This is a genomic window from Paraburkholderia sp. BGA-UO-ETr-F12 (genome assembly GCF_059567945.1).
In genome coordinates this window covers 66,331-82,119 of record NZ_JCAQOZ010000066.1, presented here as the reverse complement: position 1 = coordinate 82,119, position 15,789 = coordinate 66,331, and the positions used below count along the sequence as shown (strand labels likewise).

Genomic DNA, 15,789 nt, shown 5'->3' with positions numbered 1-15,789 from the left:
GCAAGGGCTATGGGCATGGCGACGATGGCGGGTACGGCAGGCGAAGCAATGAACGGCGAGACGATCGACGAGGTGATCTGGAATGACTGGCATCCGGTGGCCGCTGTCGATGCGCTCGACGCCGCTCGCGCCGCCGGCGGTTCGAGCGCCGCGACCCGCACACGTCTGCTCGGGGTCGATATCGGTATGGTCGCGCTGCCGCAGGCTGGGGCGCGGCCGCAAGACAGCTACCGCGTCTGGCGTCTCGACGATCAAACGCCGTGCCATGCGCAGGCACGCTATGGCGTGTTATGGGTGTGTGCCGGCGAGCCGCGCCGCGACATTCTGGCGATTCCCGAGGCCGACGAGCCCGATCGGCGTCTGCTGCATGCCGGCGCGTTTCGCGTGCATGTGAGCGGGTTGCGGGCCGTCGAAAATTTTCTCGACATGGGACATTTTCCGTTCGTGCATACGGGCTATCTTGGCGTGGAGCCGTACACCGAAGTGGCGCCATACCGTATCGAACGGGACGAGCTCAACGACGAACTGTATGCACACGACTGCCGCTTCTATCAGCCACGCGCCGCGATGACCGCCGGCGCCGCGCTCGATGTGCGCTATGTGTACCGCGTGGCGCGGCCGTACAGCGCGATTCTGTACAAGACCTGTCCGCCGCAACCCGAACGCTTCGACGTGATCGCGCTGTTCGTGCAGCCGGTCGACGAGGAGTGGTGTGTCGCGCACACCGTCATGAGTTATCTCGACGACGCCAGCAGTGACAGCGAATTGCGCGGCTTCCAGCAAACCATCTTCGCGCAGGACATCAAGATTCTGGTCAATCAGGTGCCCAAACGCTTGCCGCTCGGCACGGGCGACGAACATCCGGTGCGCGCCGACGCGATGTCGGTCGCCTACCGCCGCTGGCTCTCGGCACAGCGGGTCACCTATGGGACGACTCATGGCCGCTGAAGAGCGCATCGAACGCGCGTGGTTTGCGCTGTGCGACGTGGATCAACTCGGCGATCGGGCGATCTATCACACCGAACTGCTCGGCCGCGAACTCGTGGTGTGGCGGGCCGGCGACGGCACCTTCAACGTATGGGAAAACCGTTGTCCGCATCGCGGCGTGCGTTTGTCGCTCGGGCACCATCGTGGCGAAGCGCTGCAATGTCAGTATCACGGCTGGCAGTTCAGTTCCGGCAGCGGCGCGTGCCGCTTCGTGCCGGCGCACCCGGATGCGGCAGCACCGGCGGTCGCGGTGAAGACGTGGCCAGTGGAAGTGCATTACGGCTTCGTGTGGACCTGTCTCGCAGCAGTTGGCGAAGTGCCGCCATTCGCGCCGATCGAGGAGCTCGAGGATGACGCGAGCCTCGCCGCGAGCGAAGACGCGGATGCGCGATCTCAAGTTCGTTCGGTCCGCTTGCGCACCGTCGCGATCGAAGCCCCCGGCGAAGCCGTGCAGCATGCGCTCGCCGGCTATTGCTTCGACCATGCACGCTTCGATCCATGGCAGGCAAGCGGATGCGTGACGTTCGACGTCGCGCCGCACGCGGTGATGATCGAGCAACTGGACGACGCCGGGCAGCGTGTGGTGTTCGTGGTGCAACCGGCGCGCGCCGGGCGGACGTATTTACATGGCGTCGCGCTCGGGCCGTTTGCCGCGGCCGAACGCCTGAGCGTGCAGCGGCATCATCAGCAGCGGCTCAATGTGTTGCGCGATGCGCTGGAGCAGCAGTTCGACCAGCGTGAGGCGCTATCGAGCGAGAGGCTCCCCGATCGGTTGCCGCTTTGCGTGCCTCAAACGTTGTCGCCCGCGCAGTCGGTCATGCTTCAGCGTTCGTTGTCGAAGCCGGTCGGCGCGCCGGGGCTCGCCGGCGAAAAGCGTTCTCCCGTGGACCCTGACGCGGCGGATGGCGCCTTCGATCTTTATCTTTCGCGTAGCAGGCGCACGCTCAAGGTTGCCGCCGGCGTCACCGTCTTGCAGACTTTGCGCAATCACGGCATCGACGTGCCGAGTTCATGCGAGCAGGGCGTATGCGGCACGTGCCGCACGCGGGTGATCGAGGGAACGCCGCTGCATCGCGACGATTTTCTGACGCCGCAGGAGCGGGCCGCGGGCGATTGCATGATGGTCTGCGTCTCGCGTGCGGCGACCGGCACGTTGACTCTGGATCTGTGAGGCCGTCATGCTCAAACTCTACGATGACGAGTTGTGCGGCGAAAGCTACAAGGTCCGGCTGATGCTCGGCTTGCTCGGCGTGCCTTACGAAAGAGCACGGATCGAACTCTACCCGTCAAGGCAGAACGCCGCGCAGGATTTTCTGGCGATGAATCCGCTCGGTACCCTGCCGCTGCTCGAAGCGCAGGGCGCGTTGCTGCACGATGCCCACGCGATCCTTGTCTATCTGGCGCGGCGTTACGGCGGCACGGAATCGGGCGGCGCAGCGCACTGGCTGCCGCTCGACGATCCGCTTCAACTCGCGTACGTTCAGACATGGCTCGGCTTCGCTGCGCAATTGAGCGGCGTGGTTTTTCCGATGCGTACGCACGTGCTGCACGGTGCGCCGCTTAACGACGATGCGGCGCGCCACAAAGCGAGAAAGCTCTTGCGTATCCTCGACGAGCGCTGCTGGTTCAATGAGGCAGGCGGTACGCCTTTTGTCTGCGCGACTGCAGCCCCTACGGTGGCGGATATCGCCTGCTTCGTGCCGGTAGCGCTGCTCGACGAAGCCGGGATCGAATCGATCGACTATCCGGCGCTCCGGCGCTGGAGCACGCGCATCAAGCGCCTGGCGGGATTCACGGCGATGGCCGGGGTCTACGCCGCGCTGTGAGAGCAGTGCGGATGTAGGCCGCCCATGCGTTCAATCCAGCCCGCAGGTCTTCGGCGTTTCTCGTGTCACTTGAAATAGCCGACGGCGAGATCGATGAATTCGCGGATCTTGCGCGGCACGAATTCGCGGCTTGGATAAACCAGCGAAACCGCGACGTCCCCATTGAGCACCGTATAGTCGCCGAGGATTTGTACGAGGGTGCCGGCGCGCAGTTCGTCGCTGACCATTTCGAGGGGAAGCAGCGCGATACCCATTGCGCCGAGCGTGGCCTGCTTCTGCATGATCATGCTGTTGACCGTGAACGACGCATCGAGCGTGATGCTTTGCTCGCTGCCGTTGTTGCTGTCGTCACCATCGCGCTTGTTAATGAATACCCAGGTCTGCGGACTGGCGTCGAGCGATGCGGCGATCACCCGATGCCGCGCGAGATCGGCCGGGGTCGCGGGATAACCGGCTTCGGCCAGATACGCGGCGGCCGCCACCGGCACCACGTGCGAATTGATGAGGCGGCGCGCCACCAGCGATTCCGAGCGGATCATGTGTTCGGTCACGATGCCCACGTCGAAACCGCCTTCGAGCAGATCGACGCGTTTCTCGGTGAGCGTGACACGCAGATTCACGTGCGGAAATTTTGCCTGGTACTCCGCAAAAAGCGGTGTGAGCCGGAACAGCGAAAAACTGCCCAACGCCACGATCCGCAGATCGCCCGCCACCTCTTTCGACGTCGTGGTGGCACGCGATTCGACCTCTTCGAGTTCCGCCAGCACAACCCGGCAACCGTCGGCATAATCCGCGCCGGCTTCAGTCAGCACGACTTTGCGCGTGGTGCGCTGAAGCAGGCGGATACCAAGATGTTTTTCGAGGCTCGACACATGGCGCGTGATAACCGAGGTCGAGACACTGAGTTGCTCCGCGGCTTGCGCGAAACTGCCCGCGTCGGCAACCTTGACGAAAGCCTGCATGGCCTGAAACAGATTGATCATGTCGATGCGTAGTACGTGTGGGTTGAGACGCGATCGTCACGGCGCTGCTGCGATCAGCTTCAGCCCCGCAGGCAACGATTCGCCGAATACGCGGCCTTCGTCGGCGTCGTCGAGTTCCACGGTTTCGCTGACCATCGTGATCCATGCGCGCGGCGCATTGAGCGCTTCGAGCCTGCGCACCACCGTTTGGCGCGACGGCTCGGGCAAGTCGCGCGAACGGTCGCCGGTCATGCGGGAGAGCTGCACGGCGGCGAAGGCCGCGGGGTCGACCTTCTTCCAGTCGAGCGCCAGAATCGCGTCCAGCCATTGCGCTGCGATGTCGGGCGGCACGACGCTGTGCGCGCTGCCATAGAAGGGGCGCCGCGCGCCGATGCGGCCGACCGCCCACCAGCTCTGGTGATTTTCCGTGGGCTTTTTTAAGCGCGTGAGCACCGATTCGCCGAGCTCGATCTTGCGTTCGACCGGAATCCGTTCGAGCGACGCGCTCAGCCTAAGCATGTCGGTGAAGCCGGTCTTCGACACGTCGAACGGCAACTTGTGGCGCGATTGCGCGGCTGTTTGCAGATAGGCCATCGCGTCGAGCACGCGCAGTTGCGCACTTTCGTCGAGGCCGCCCGCCGCGCGGCGCCATAGCGTCCACCACTCCGACCAGACCTGGCCTTCGTTGACGTACTGAATGCCGTCGTCGAACAGCGACCAGAGTTGTTCGACGCGCCATTCGTCGAGCGGATAGCCGAAACCCGGCCGTACGCAATAGCCGGCCAAGTTCAACCACAAGCGCTCATGGTCCGCCGAGCGCCGCCGGCGGCGCGCGCGCTCCCACAGCGCACCGAACAGTTCGCGCAGCAGCGCGCTGTTCCAGGCTTCGCGCGGGCCGAGCAGTTGTTCGAGCTGCGAGCGCAGACGTTTGACTTCCTTGGGGTCGACCTTTTGCGCGCGGGAGCCGAAGCATCGGTCGATATGGTCGATCGCTTCGTCGAGCGCGGGGTGCCGGGCGTGTGCCGGGTCCGCCGGGAGGTTGACCTGGGCGTCTTCGCGGCGCAACTGGAATTCGAGCAGCCAGCGTTGCGCCGGATTGTCGAGTTCGATGCAGTGCACCTCGAGCGTGCCCACCTCGGTAAGCGAGGTGGCGATCTGTACCGCCGTTTCGCCACGCGCCGGATTTGCGCCGCGCGCTTGCACGATCGTCGCGATTGGGGGGAGTCGAACGAAGTCGCCTTGCGCAAGATCGGTCAGTTCGCCGGGCCGATAGATCGTGTCCGCGCTTGACGAGGCCAGGTGAAAGCGAACCGGGTGCCCGAGACGTAGTGCGAATGTGCGGTCCTCGATCCGGATCTCGTGGCCTTCTTCGGTGCCGCGCGGCAGCAGGCAGATGCCGCGTTGCGCTGCTTCGGCGGTGGGCTCGCCGTCAACGGTTTCGTCGAGCACGAGAAAGTAACTGCGCGCCGAGCCGCCGCCGATTTTCGGCGCCTGGCCGCTGCGGGCAAGGGCATAGGCAACCGCGCCGCGCGCCACGGCGACATCGGGATTGTCGTTGTGCAGGACATTGAGCGATTCGCCGCGCCATGTGCCCAGAGTGCTGGCGAGTCGCTGCCTGAGCGCCTCGGCGCGAAACACGCCACCGTTCAGCAGCAGCGTGTCGGGGATCGGCAAGGACTCGTCCTGACCTGCTTCAGTGTTGGACGAATGCGCAGAAGAATCAGAGGCAGAACCCAGCGCCTTACGCGACTGCGCCGCGAAACGGCTCAGAAACGATGCGATATGACGCGTCACGGCTGGGTCGGTGGCGTAGGGTAGGCCGAATTCGACGATCGCGCCGCGCGGTCTGCCGGGCCGTTCGTGCGACGCCACCGCCGGAAAGAATCCGTCGACGATGATCTGCTCGACTTCCTCGCGCGTGACCTGCACCGTGCGCGCGCCGCCGATCAGCTTCGCGCCCGCGCCAAGCAAGGTGATCGAAGCGGACTCCGGCGCATGCGGCCCGAGCAGTTGTTCCTTCGCACCGCGGCAACGTTCGACCAGTTGCGACAGACTCGCCGCCGACAGACGCGTGCGCTCGGTGCCGGCCTCAGACAAACGCGCCTCGACCCGATGCGCGAGCGCGAGGTCCATGTTGTCGCCGCCGAGCATCAGATGGTTGCCCACGCCGATGCGCGTGAGTTCCGGCTCACTGTCGCGCATGCGCACTTCGATCAGCGTGAGGTCGGTGGTGCCGCCGCCGACGTCGCAGATCAACACGAGCTTTGTGTCAGCCAACTCGGCTGCAAGGCTTTCGCGATGATGAAACAGCCAGTCGTAGAACGCGGCCTGCGGTTCTTCCAGCAGCCTTAAGGTAGGTAGACCGGCGAGACGCGCGGCTTCTACCGTCAACGCGCGTGCGCCTTCGTCGAACGACGCGGGGACCGTCAGCACGACGTCCTGCGCTTCGAGCGGTGCGTCTGGAAAGCGCTGATTCCAGGCAGCCCGCACATGCGCCAGATAGCTTGCGCTGGCTTCGACCGGCGAGACCTTGCGGACATCGTCCGCGGCGCCCCACGGCAGAATCGGCGCGACTCGGTCCACCGACGCGTGCGACAGCCAGCTCTTCGCACTTGCCACCAGCCGCCCCGGCACCTGGCCGCCGAGCGTGCGCGCGAGCCGGCCGATCACGACGGGCTGATCGGCCTCACCGGGTGTGCCGCCGTCCGGGTCCGCCGCTGTGCGCCACGGCAACTGCAGATCACCCGCGCTCAGTTCGCCCGGCGCCGCGTGATACCGCACCGAAGGCAGCAGCGGCCGCGCGGCGACTTCGCCGAGACTGATCAGCTGCTCGATCTCGAAGACGCGAATCTCCTGCGAACCCGCCGCGGGATTGCCCACTTCGGCGTAAGCCAGCACCGTGTTGCTGGTGCCGAGATCGATGCCGACGCTGTAGCGCTTCATCTCAGTCATGCATTGGCGCTGCCGCGCACGTCGAATTCGACCTTCCAACGCTCGTCGCTACCGCGCGGCACGGCTTCGAGTTCGAGCGTGCCGGCTTCCGTCACGCGCGCATGCAGTTTCACCGGCACGACTTCACCGGCGGTGCGCCCGGCGGACGGCAGCGTCGCCTGGATTTCTTCCAGTTCCTGCAATTCCTCGGGACCCCAGAAGTCGAGCAGCGTGCCCACCTGATCCTGACGACGCACCGACGATCCGAAGAAGCGGAAGTGCACCGGTTCGCCGACCACCAGCCCGAATTCCTGCGCCGGCAGTTCGGCCTCGGTGCCTTCCTCCATGCCGAACGGCGCGACGCACAGCGCCTGCACCGGCGGCTCGAGACCGGGGACGGCCGGCATCGCCGATTCGATCGCGATGTAGTACGCGCGCGCGGTGCCGCCGCGAATGCGCACGCCCTGGCCGCGCCGTACGTAGCCGTAATAGGCCGCGCCGCGCGCAACGGCGAGATCGAGATCGGCGCCTTCGAGCAGGCGCGCTGGCGGCGCACCTTCAGCGGCGAGCCAGCCATTGAGCGTGCCCATGATCCGTTCGACCAGCAGCGGCGACTTGAACACGCCGCCGTTAAAGAGCACGGCGGTGGGATGCAGAAAGCTTGCGTTTTCCGCTGTGGCGAGATCGCGCAAGCCTTCGAGTTCGGCGAGCGCGCCCACCTGACGGCCCAGGAAGGCCGCCAGATGCCGCGTGATGCCGGCGTCCTGCGCATACGGCAGGCCGAGTTGCGTCAGACCGGCACGCGCGCGGCTTACCGGACGCGCCGCGCTCTCCACTTGCGGGAAGAAGCCTTCGAGAATCGTTTGGGTCAACTCCGCGCGCGTGAGCTCGGTGCGGATCGAACCGCCGATCAGCTTCGAGCCGCGGCTCGGTACGACGAGCGGCACGGTATCGGTCGACGGATCGCTGAGCAGCGTTTCCTTCGCCGAGCGGCACGCATAGGTGAGGGCGCGCAATTGCCATGCGTCGGCGGTGGTGCCTTGCGCCGCGAGCTTGCGGGCCACCACGTGGGCGAGCGCGAGGTCCATGTTGTCGCCGCCCAGCAGAATGTGTTCGCCGACCGCGACGCGATGCAGTTCGAGATTGCCTTCACGCTCGATCACGGCGATCAGCGAGAGGTCGGTCGTGCCGCCGCCCACGTCGACCACGAGAATGATGTCGCCTACCTTGACCTGTTTGCGCCACTGGCCGCCGCTCTTCTGGATCCAGCTATAGAGCGCGGCCTGCGGCTCTTCGAGCAGCGTCATGCGGCCGTAGCCGGCGGCCTCGGCGGCTTCGGCGGTCAATTCGCGCGCGGCCGGATCGAACGACGCGGGAATCGTCACAGTGATGTCCTGCTGGCTGAACGGCGCGTCCGGGTGCGCGTGATCCCATGCTTCGCGCAAGTGGGTCAGATAGCGCACCGAGCTTTCGAGCGGCGACACGCGCGCGACTTCAGGCGGCGCGTCGTTCGGCAGAATCGCCGCGCGACGGTCGACGCCCGGATGGCACAACCAGCTCTTGGCGCTCGACACGAGCCGGATCGGCGTGGCCGCGCCGCGGCTGCGGGCGAATTCGCCAACCGCGAATTCGCGCTGGCCGGTCCACGGCAGATACAGGTCGCCCGAAGCGAGTTCATCCGGGTGCGGCAGGTAGAGAAACGAGGGCAGCAGATCAAGGTTGTCGATCGCGCCGGGACCGGTGAGCTGGGCGATCGGCAGCACGCCCTGGGCGGTCTTTTCGCCGTCGCTGGCGGTGGTGTCGACGTACGAGAGCGCGCAGTGCGTCGTGCCGAGGTCGATGCCGATTGAGAAGCGCGCGTCGCTCATAGCTCCACCTCGGCCGGTGCGATTACCTTGGCGTTATGGCTTTCGGTGAGCTTCGGCAGACGCACTTCGTCGACCCGCCAGCCACGGTGGCTGATGCTGCCGTTGAATGGCGCCTTGCCGACGACGTTGCCGGTCAGGCGAACCGACGTGGCGTCGAAACCTTCGGCCAGCGTCACGCGGCTGCCCTCGGCTTCATCGCGTACCGGACGGATCGTGAAATGCTCGCGCAGCGTGGCGCGGCAGCCGTCGTGCACGAGGCGCGCGGCGGCGCCGATGTCGGCGTCGCTATAGTTCTTGATGTCCTCTTCGACGAAATCGATGAAGCGCGCGTCGCGTTGCAGCAGGCCGAGCAACTGGAGCGCGGCGTCGGGGCTTGCTTCCTTCAGTGTGGGGGCGGGTTGCGGCGCGGGGGCGGGTGCAGGTGCCGCGACGGGAGCAGGCGTGGGTGCAGGCGCGGCGCTCGCGGCGGCGCTGCCGCCACCATTACGCAGGCGCAATACCCCGGCGGCGAATTCGCCGTCGCCGAGGATGCTGAAAAACGTACTCACGGCAAGTGAAATCCTGCCGAGAAAAGAGGGGTTCGAATCGGTCATGAATGCTCCTGAGGGGGCTCTGTTAAAGGACGAGCTGTCCTGGCTGCGCCGCATGCGACGCGCCCGGCGCGCCGGCCTGGCTTGCTGGGCAGTCGTCATGCGTCATGGCGAGGGTCGGCGGCAGGCAAGCCGCCGAGGTCTGATTCATCCGGTTTTGCAGTGTTCTTGCGGTGCGTTTCGTCCGCGCAAACCCGTATTTTGCCTTGTCGCGCGCCCGAAGCGGGCAAAGCCGGCAATTCTAGCGCTCAATGGGTGGAGATTGGCGGATGGCGGAAAGCGCCTGACAGGAATGTCCGGCGGCGCTTTTCAGGTGGCGTGAGGGCCGAATTCGGCCACCACCTGGTCGATAAACGCACGCAATTTCGGGGTGGCGCGGCTGGCCGGAAACACCAGATGCATGGGGCGCGCGGGCGCTTTGTAGCCGTTCAGCAGGCGCACCAGCCGGCCCGCGGCGAGTTCGTCCCGCACCGCCACTTCGGGCGCGAGGATCACGCCGCCGCCATGGAGCGCGGCGGCCAGCAGCGCTTTCACGTCGTTGGCCTGAAAGCGGCCGGAGATGGGGACTACGTGTTCGCCGTGCGCGTCGGTAAAACGCCATTCGGTTTCGACCGGCAGGCTCGTGTAGACGAAGCTCAGGCATTCGTGTTCCGCCAGCGCTTGCGGGGTGGCCGGCTCGCCGCGCTCGGCCAGATAGCCGGGCGACGCGCAGGCCACCAATCGGTACGGCATCAGAGGCCGCGCGATCAGGGACGAATCCGACAGCGTGCCGAGACGGATCGCGGCTTCAACCCCTTCGTCGACCAGATCGACGAAACGGTCGGTCAGCGCCAACTCGACCCGTACTTCGGGATGAACTTTCAGATAACGCGTGATCATCGGCGCGAGACAGCAGGTGCCGAAGGTCACCGGTGCGGTGATGCGCAAACGCCCGCGTGGGGAGGCCGACAGTTCCTGCGCGACCGATTCGGCCGCTTCGGCGTCCGCCAGCAGCGCCTTGCAGCGCTCGTAGAAAATCTGGCCGATTTCCGTGAGGCTTTGGCGGCGCGTGGTGCGGTTGAGCAAACGGGCGCCGACACGTTCCTCGAGCGTGCTGACGTGCTTGCCGGCCATCTGCGAGGAGATGCCGAAGGCGAGCGCGGCCGCGGCGAACGAGCCGCTGTCGGCCGTTTTCACGAATACGGCCATGCTGGTCAAACGATCCATGATTCCCCACTCCTGATTTCGACAGCCGTCGAATTTCGCCTGTTTATCCGGATGAAGTTTTGAATCATAGTGCTTCTCACCGATGGGCGTGCGCTCAAAGGTGCGATCCTCAGATAGACATGGAGTGTGAAACATGAAGATAGGCATACTCGGCGCCGGCTTTATCGGCCGCGCAATGGCGGCGCTCGCCCAAAGCGCCGGTCACGAAGTGATGATCAGCAACTCCCGGGGTCCGCAGACGCTGACCAGCACGGCTGCGGCGCTTGGCTGTGCGCTCGGCACGGCGCAAGAGGCGGCGAAGTTCGGCGACGTGGTGATTGTCGCCGTGCCGTTCGGCAGCATTGGTGCGTTACCGGCTGTGGCGCTCGACGGCAAGATCGTGATCGACACGTGCAATCACTATCCCGACCGCGACGGCGCGATCGAGGCGCTCGCCAGCGGCTCGACGACCACTAGCCAGATGCTGGCCGCCAAACTGCCGGGGGCAAAGGTAGTCAAGGCGTTCAACGCGATCCTGGCGAAGGACCTCGAAACGGATGGCAAGCCCACCGGTGCGCCGAATCGCCGGGCACTGCCGTTCGCTAGCGACGACGAGCAGGCCAAACAGGTCGTGAGCGGGCTGCTCGATCAGTTCGGCTTCGATCCGGTCGATGCCGGAACGCTCGCCGATAGTTGGCGTTTCGAACGGGCGAAGCCGGTTTACTGCATTCCGCTGGATCGTGCGGGCATGGTTGAAGGACTGGCCGCGGCGAGACGGGATGTGGAGTTGGCGCATGGGTCGTGGCGGCACTGAGGGGGACTGCGGCGCCCCTCAGTCGATCGGCTGACGATCAGCCAGGAAAGTCAGTCGACGCCGATAACGCCGCCCACGTTTCCGTTTCCTGCGCCACGTAGGCATTCTTTTCAGCAATGGCCTTCAGCGTGTCGGTGCCAAGCGGCAGCCGCAATGGCGGGGTTGGTGCATCGACCAGTTCGATCATGGCCGCCGCGAGTTTCTCCGGGTTGCCTGGCTGGTTGTGGTTCAGGCTCGCGGCGCGACGGCGGACATTGCCCGAGGTCTCGTCATAGTCGGCGATGACATTCCCGGCGACCACAAGCGATGACGCGTCGAGGAAGTCGGTACGGAAATAACCAGGCTCCACGACCGTGGCGTGAATGCCGAGCGGCCTCAGTTCGGCGTGCAACGCCTCGGTCAAGCCTTCCACGGCAAACTTGGTCGAACAATACGCGCCGAACCCGGCGGCGGACCGATAGCCGCCGATCGACGACATGTTGACGACGTGTCCTGAGCGCTGCGCGCGCATCACCGGCAAAACGGCGCGCGTGATATTCAGCAGGCCGAATACGTTGGTGTCGTACATGCGGCGCACGTCGGCATCACTTGACTCCTCGATCGCACCCAGCAAACCGAATCCGGCATTGTTGACCAGCACGTCGATGCGGCCGAATCGCTCCACCGCGGCTTGAACCGCAGCTTGCGCCTGAGCTTCGTTGGTCACGTCCAGCGCCACCGGCAGGAGCGCCGGCGAGTCACCAAGGCGCTCGGCGATCGCCGCCACATTGCGGCCGGTGGCAACCACTGCGTTGCCGTCAGCGAGAGCCGCCTGAACGATCAGGGCGCCAAGGCCGCGCGACGCACCGGTAATGAACCAGACGCGCTTGAAGCCGTTGTTTGCCGGGTTTGACATGATGTTGCTCCTGCGTTTCGAGTGAAAGTGAACGAATCATAGGAGCGGCGATTGGCACAAACTAGCCATGGATCGGTAGACTGATAATCAACTTTTATTTGCTAATCCGGATGGCCATGAACGAAGTGCGCGCGATCACGATATTCGCCCGGGCCGCGGCGCTGGGAAGTCTGCGCAAGGCAGCCGTGGATCAGGGCATCTCGCCGCAGGCCGCGAGCCATGCGGTGATGCAACTGGAAAAGGAGTTGGGGGTCCGGCTGTTCCATCGAACCACCCGCAAGCTGAGCCTCACTGAGGAGGGGCAGGGCCTGCTGGACAGCGTAAAACCTGCGCTAGCCGTACTGTCGTCCGCACTCGACGACGCGCGGCGCTCGAAGGACGAGATTGCCGGGCCACTGCGGGTCAGCGCGCCAAGGGCAATGGCGCATACCGTGCTGTGGCCATATTTCATGGAATTTGCCGAATTGCACCCGAATGTGGGGCTAGACGTGCAGTTCGACGACCTCTTCACCGATCTTGTCGGCGATCGCGCCGACGTCGGTTTTCGGGGCGGCTCGCCACCCTCGGGCGGGACCATCGCGCGGCGGCTCCTGCCGATTCAACTGATCGTTTGTGCGTCCCCGGCTTATATCGAGCGACACGGCGCGCCGCGGACCATCGACGAACTCGGGGCACACCGATGCACCGGCTATCGAAGGGCGAATACCGGCAAGCAGGCGCCGTGGGAATTCCTGATCGGCGACGAGATTGTCTATCGCGACATCGCGACGACCCTATGCGTCAACGACACGGACGCGGAGACGCAAGCCGTGCTGGCCGGACTTGCAATCGGTCAACTCGGCAGCTTTTCGGCCGCCGCGCCGATCAGGCGGGGTCAACTCGTTCCGCTGCTCGTCAGGCATGTCACCCAGCGTGAGGCCATCTACATCTACTATCGCCATCGAACCGAGCAGCCGCTGCGAGTCAGGACGTTCATCGACTTCATGGTCGAACGCCTCGCGGGAAACACGAATTTCTACCTCGAGCCAGCCGAGCTTCGCGCCGCGCGGTGAGCGGGTCTTCCGGTCGTCAAAATAGCGCTAGACACGAATGATGGTTTGCTCATGGCAGAAATACAGTCGTGCGTATTTCTTCGGTGCAAGCTCGCGTACCGCGACCTTTTTTTGACGGTGAGGTGTCGTCGCATCATGTATGGCTTGCCGACCGGCTGCGTACGAGCGGATGTTCGTTACGTCTTTGGCAACGTGGACGCTCCGCGGCGTTTGCGCGGCTTTGGTTCGACGCCGATACGCGGATCGCGCGCGAGCACCAGTGCCGTCATTTTCTCCACGACGGTTTCAAATGCCGGATCGTCTTGCGGGACATAAAGCCATTTGCCGAGCACCGGGTGTGGCCGTAGAGCAGGTACTTCCTCGATGAGCGCGGCTTGCCGCTCATGCGACGTGCAGACCAGCAAACCATTCCACGGCTTGTCGCGATCGGCGGCAATCAGACACAGCAGGCCGTCGATATAAGCGGCATCGCTGCCGAACATCCGCTTGCTGATGTAGGTCGGATCGCGCTCGAACGCGTCGAAGATCCAGAGGAGCGAGTTGCGGATGGAAGAGGGCATGGGCGCAAGATCCTGGGCGATAAAAGCGTAGATGAGCTTACACAAATTCGCCGGGGCTGGCAGCGGGTGCCAAAGCAAGGCGCTTTCCATGGTCTTTTCTCTCGCTCAGTTGTTCCTGATATTCCTGTTAGTCTGGAATCAGAACGGGTTCTTCGTGACGCTTCGTCGTGCCGCTCGCTAACCTGATGGCGGTCGAACGGCCGATACCCTGGCTCGCGCCTGTCACGATCGCTACCTTGCTGGACATTTCCCCTCTCCTTTAGCTCGCGGACGCGCCGTTTGAGCGGCGCATCCCATGAACGACCGCGATGCTGTCTTTGCCGGTCAGCGGACCAGAAATCCGGCTATTGCCGCGGCGATCTCCGCCGCGTGAGTCTCCAGCGCGAAGTGTCCGGTATCGAAGAAACGCACCTCGGCGTTCGGTATGTCGCGCTTGAATGCCTCGGCGCCGGGCGGCAGGAAAAACGGATCGTTTTTTCCCCATACGGCAAGGAAACGGGGCTGATGAGTGCGGAAATACTGCTGGAATGCCGGGTACAACGCGACATTGTTCCGGTAGTCTCCGAACAGATCGAGCTGGATCTCGTCGGCGCCTGGGCGGTTCAAATAGAACTCGTCGAGCGAGTAGCCGTCTGGCGACACGGAACTCGTGTCCGGTACGCCATGCGTGTATTGCCACTTGGTCGATTCGTGCGTCAGCATGGTGCGAAGGGCTGCGCGAGTGGCGTGCGAAGGATCCTGCCAATATGCGCGGATCGGATTCCAGCCGTCGCTCAACCCTTCTTCGTACGCGTTGCCGTTCTGCGAGATGATCGCGGTAATCCGCTCAGGGTGCCGGAGCGCAAGCCGAAAGCCGGTGGGCGCGCCGTAGTCGAATACGTACATGGCAAAGCGATCGAAACCGATCTGCTCGGTGAAGCCTTCGATCACGTTGGCGATGTTGTCGAATGTGTAGGCAAAAGCGCTGCGTGCCGGCATGTCCGACTGGCCAAACCCTGGCAGATCGGGCGCGATGATATGGAAGCGCTCGGCAAGCAGGGGGATCAGGTCCCGAAACATGTGGCTCGAACTCGGAAAGCCATGCAGAAGTAACAGTTTCGGTGCGTTCGAACGACCCGCTTCGCGATAGAACACCTTGACGCCGTTGACGTCGGCATAACGATTGGCAATGGATGACATGGCTTAACTCCTGATTTGGGAAATGACGGGCGGCGAGAGCCTGTAGGTGCGATCGGTTTTAGGTATTCCTAACGAGTTGACAGGGAGGCCGAGGCGGCCTGGACCGCTTCGACGATGACGTCGGTAACGAGGTCAGGGGCCGTAACAATCGGTGTGTGATCGACCTCGTGTGAATGCACGCGCGCGTTCATGCGCTGTGCCATGAAATGTTGCGTGTTGGGATTGATCATCCGGTCCTGCCCGGCGCTCAGGAACCAGCTCGGCCGGTCCTTCCAGAGTGGACGCCCGAGCGTCTCGCCGATGCATGAAACCGAAATGGGACGTTGAACCGCGCTAAGCACGGCCAACTCCTGCACGCTCGCGTGCTGTGCGAACGCGGCTGCGAACGCTTCTTCCGGCAACCATATCCGGCCGTGCCGATCCGGCGCCAGTTTGGGTGCCAGCGGGTGCGCTTCACAACGATAGAACACGTCGCTCACCGTTTCGCCCTCGGCAGGCGCAAGCGCGGCGATATAGACGAGCGCCTTGACGTTGTCGGCGCGTGTCGCGCCGATCACCGCGCCGCCGTAGGCATGCCCCGCGACGACAACCGGACCGTCGATGCGCTCCAGCGTTCTTTCGAGGGCCGCCACGTCCTCGTGCAAAGCACTGAGCGGCAAGGGGGCCGCTACCGCGTGTATGCCATTTGCCTTCAGGCGTTCAATCACCTTGCTCCAGCTTGAGCCATCAGCCCACGCGCCGTGCACCAGCACCGCGCTCACATTGCCGATCGACATTTCTCGCTCCTTTGATGGATCTGGGTGCTGCCTGGTATGCATGCGCATCCGGTTGGTGTGCATGCTGTGTAACCTGATAAATCTTTATTTAGAGGTTACAAACGAACGATGTAACTTGTCAAGTGAGTTTTTAGTGGTTACGATGCAGTCATCGTCACCTCACA

14 protein-coding genes are annotated in these 15,789 nt (G+C 64.2%); 5 read left to right on the top strand and 9 right to left on the bottom strand.

The annotated features are described in order from the left end of the window. Positions 1-9: 9 nt before the first annotated feature. The 3 genes from AC57B6_RS33875 to AC57B6_RS33865 are packed head-to-tail and all read left to right on the top strand — an operon-like array spanning position 10 to position 2,813. On the top strand, positions 10-948 hold the full coding sequence (locus AC57B6_RS33875) for an aromatic ring-hydroxylating dioxygenase subunit alpha (protein WP_496422975.1): 939 nt from the start codon (positions 10-12) through the stop codon (positions 946-948). Beyond that, the gene (locus AC57B6_RS33870; RefSeq protein ID WP_496422974.1) at positions 926-2,158 is read left to right on the top strand and encodes a Rieske 2Fe-2S domain-containing protein; all 1,233 of its coding nucleotides are present in this window, start codon (positions 926-928) and stop codon (positions 2,156-2,158) included. The genes AC57B6_RS33875 and AC57B6_RS33870 overlap by 23 nt, the downstream gene beginning before the upstream one ends. A gap of 7 nt (positions 2,159-2,165) precedes the next feature. Continuing rightward, positions 2,166-2,813, top strand: coding sequence for a glutathione S-transferase family protein (locus AC57B6_RS33865; RefSeq protein ID WP_444515682.1), 648 nt, complete (start codon positions 2,166-2,168; stop codon positions 2,811-2,813). A 65-nt stretch (positions 2,814-2,878) separates the two neighbouring features. Here AC57B6_RS33865 and AC57B6_RS33860 read toward each other — a convergent pair whose 3' ends face one another. The 5 genes from AC57B6_RS33860 to AC57B6_RS33840 form a co-directional block, all read right to left on the bottom strand. Beyond that, a complete protein-coding gene (locus AC57B6_RS33860) occupies positions 2,879-3,796 on the bottom strand; it encodes a LysR family transcriptional regulator (RefSeq protein WP_496422973.1) in 918 nt (305 codons plus the stop codon). Between the two features lie 36 nt (positions 3,797-3,832). Beyond that, a complete protein-coding gene (locus tag AC57B6_RS33855) occupies positions 3,833-6,727 on the bottom strand; it encodes an Hsp70 family protein (RefSeq protein ID WP_496422972.1) in 2,895 nt (964 codons plus the stop codon). Next, entirely contained in the window at positions 6,724-8,574 is a 1,851-nt protein-coding gene (locus AC57B6_RS33850; RefSeq protein WP_408269588.1) for an Hsp70 family protein, read from the bottom strand. Before AC57B6_RS33850 ends, AC57B6_RS33855 begins: the two co-directional genes overlap by 4 nt. Next, positions 8,571-9,167, bottom strand: a complete 597-nt coding sequence (locus tag AC57B6_RS33845) for a DUF2760 domain-containing protein (protein ID WP_030103315.1) — start codon at positions 9,165-9,167, stop codon at positions 8,571-8,573. The genes AC57B6_RS33850 and AC57B6_RS33845 overlap by 4 nt, the downstream gene beginning before the upstream one ends. A 306-nt stretch (positions 9,168-9,473) precedes the next feature. Beyond that, positions 9,474-10,370, bottom strand: coding sequence for a LysR family transcriptional regulator (locus tag AC57B6_RS33840; RefSeq protein ID WP_046569454.1), 897 nt, complete (start codon positions 10,368-10,370; stop codon positions 9,474-9,476). Positions 10,371-10,503: 133 nt separating this feature from the next. On the opposite strand from AC57B6_RS33840, the gene AC57B6_RS33835 reads away from it, so the two are divergent. Continuing rightward, positions 10,504-11,163 carry an NADPH-dependent F420 reductase gene (locus AC57B6_RS33835; RefSeq protein ID WP_496422971.1) on the top strand — a complete coding sequence of 220 codons (660 nt, stop codon included), beginning with the start codon at positions 10,504-10,506 and terminating at the stop codon, positions 11,161-11,163. 37 nt (positions 11,164-11,200) lie between these two features. Here the strand turns inward: AC57B6_RS33835 and AC57B6_RS33830 are convergent, their stop codons facing one another. Continuing rightward, entirely contained in the window at positions 11,201-12,058 is an 858-nt protein-coding gene (locus AC57B6_RS33830; protein WP_216751866.1) for an oxidoreductase, read from the bottom strand. A gap of 116 nt (positions 12,059-12,174) precedes the next feature. Here AC57B6_RS33830 and AC57B6_RS33825 point away from each other — a divergent pair, with 116 nt between their 5' ends. Next, the gene (locus AC57B6_RS33825; RefSeq protein WP_496422970.1) at positions 12,175-13,110 is read left to right on the top strand and encodes a LysR family transcriptional regulator; all 936 of its coding nucleotides are present in this window, start codon (positions 12,175-12,177) and stop codon (positions 13,108-13,110) included. Positions 13,111-13,286: 176 nt separating this feature from the next. Here AC57B6_RS33825 and AC57B6_RS33820 read toward each other — a convergent pair whose 3' ends face one another. The 3 genes from AC57B6_RS33820 to AC57B6_RS33810 all read right to left on the bottom strand — a co-directional run bounded on the left by AC57B6_RS33820 (position 13,287) and on the right by AC57B6_RS33810 (position 15,625). Beyond that, positions 13,287-13,670, bottom strand: a complete 384-nt coding sequence (locus AC57B6_RS33820; protein ID WP_106356843.1) for a hypothetical protein — start codon at positions 13,668-13,670, stop codon at positions 13,287-13,289. 324 nt (positions 13,671-13,994) lie between these two features. Further along, positions 13,995-14,849, bottom strand: a complete 855-nt coding sequence (locus AC57B6_RS33815) for an alpha/beta fold hydrolase (protein WP_496422969.1) — start codon at positions 14,847-14,849, stop codon at positions 13,995-13,997. A gap of 68 nt (positions 14,850-14,917) precedes the next feature. Beyond that, entirely contained in the window at positions 14,918-15,625 is a 708-nt protein-coding gene (locus AC57B6_RS33810) for an alpha/beta fold hydrolase (RefSeq protein WP_030103309.1), read from the bottom strand. Positions 15,626-15,789 lie beyond the last annotated feature (164 nt).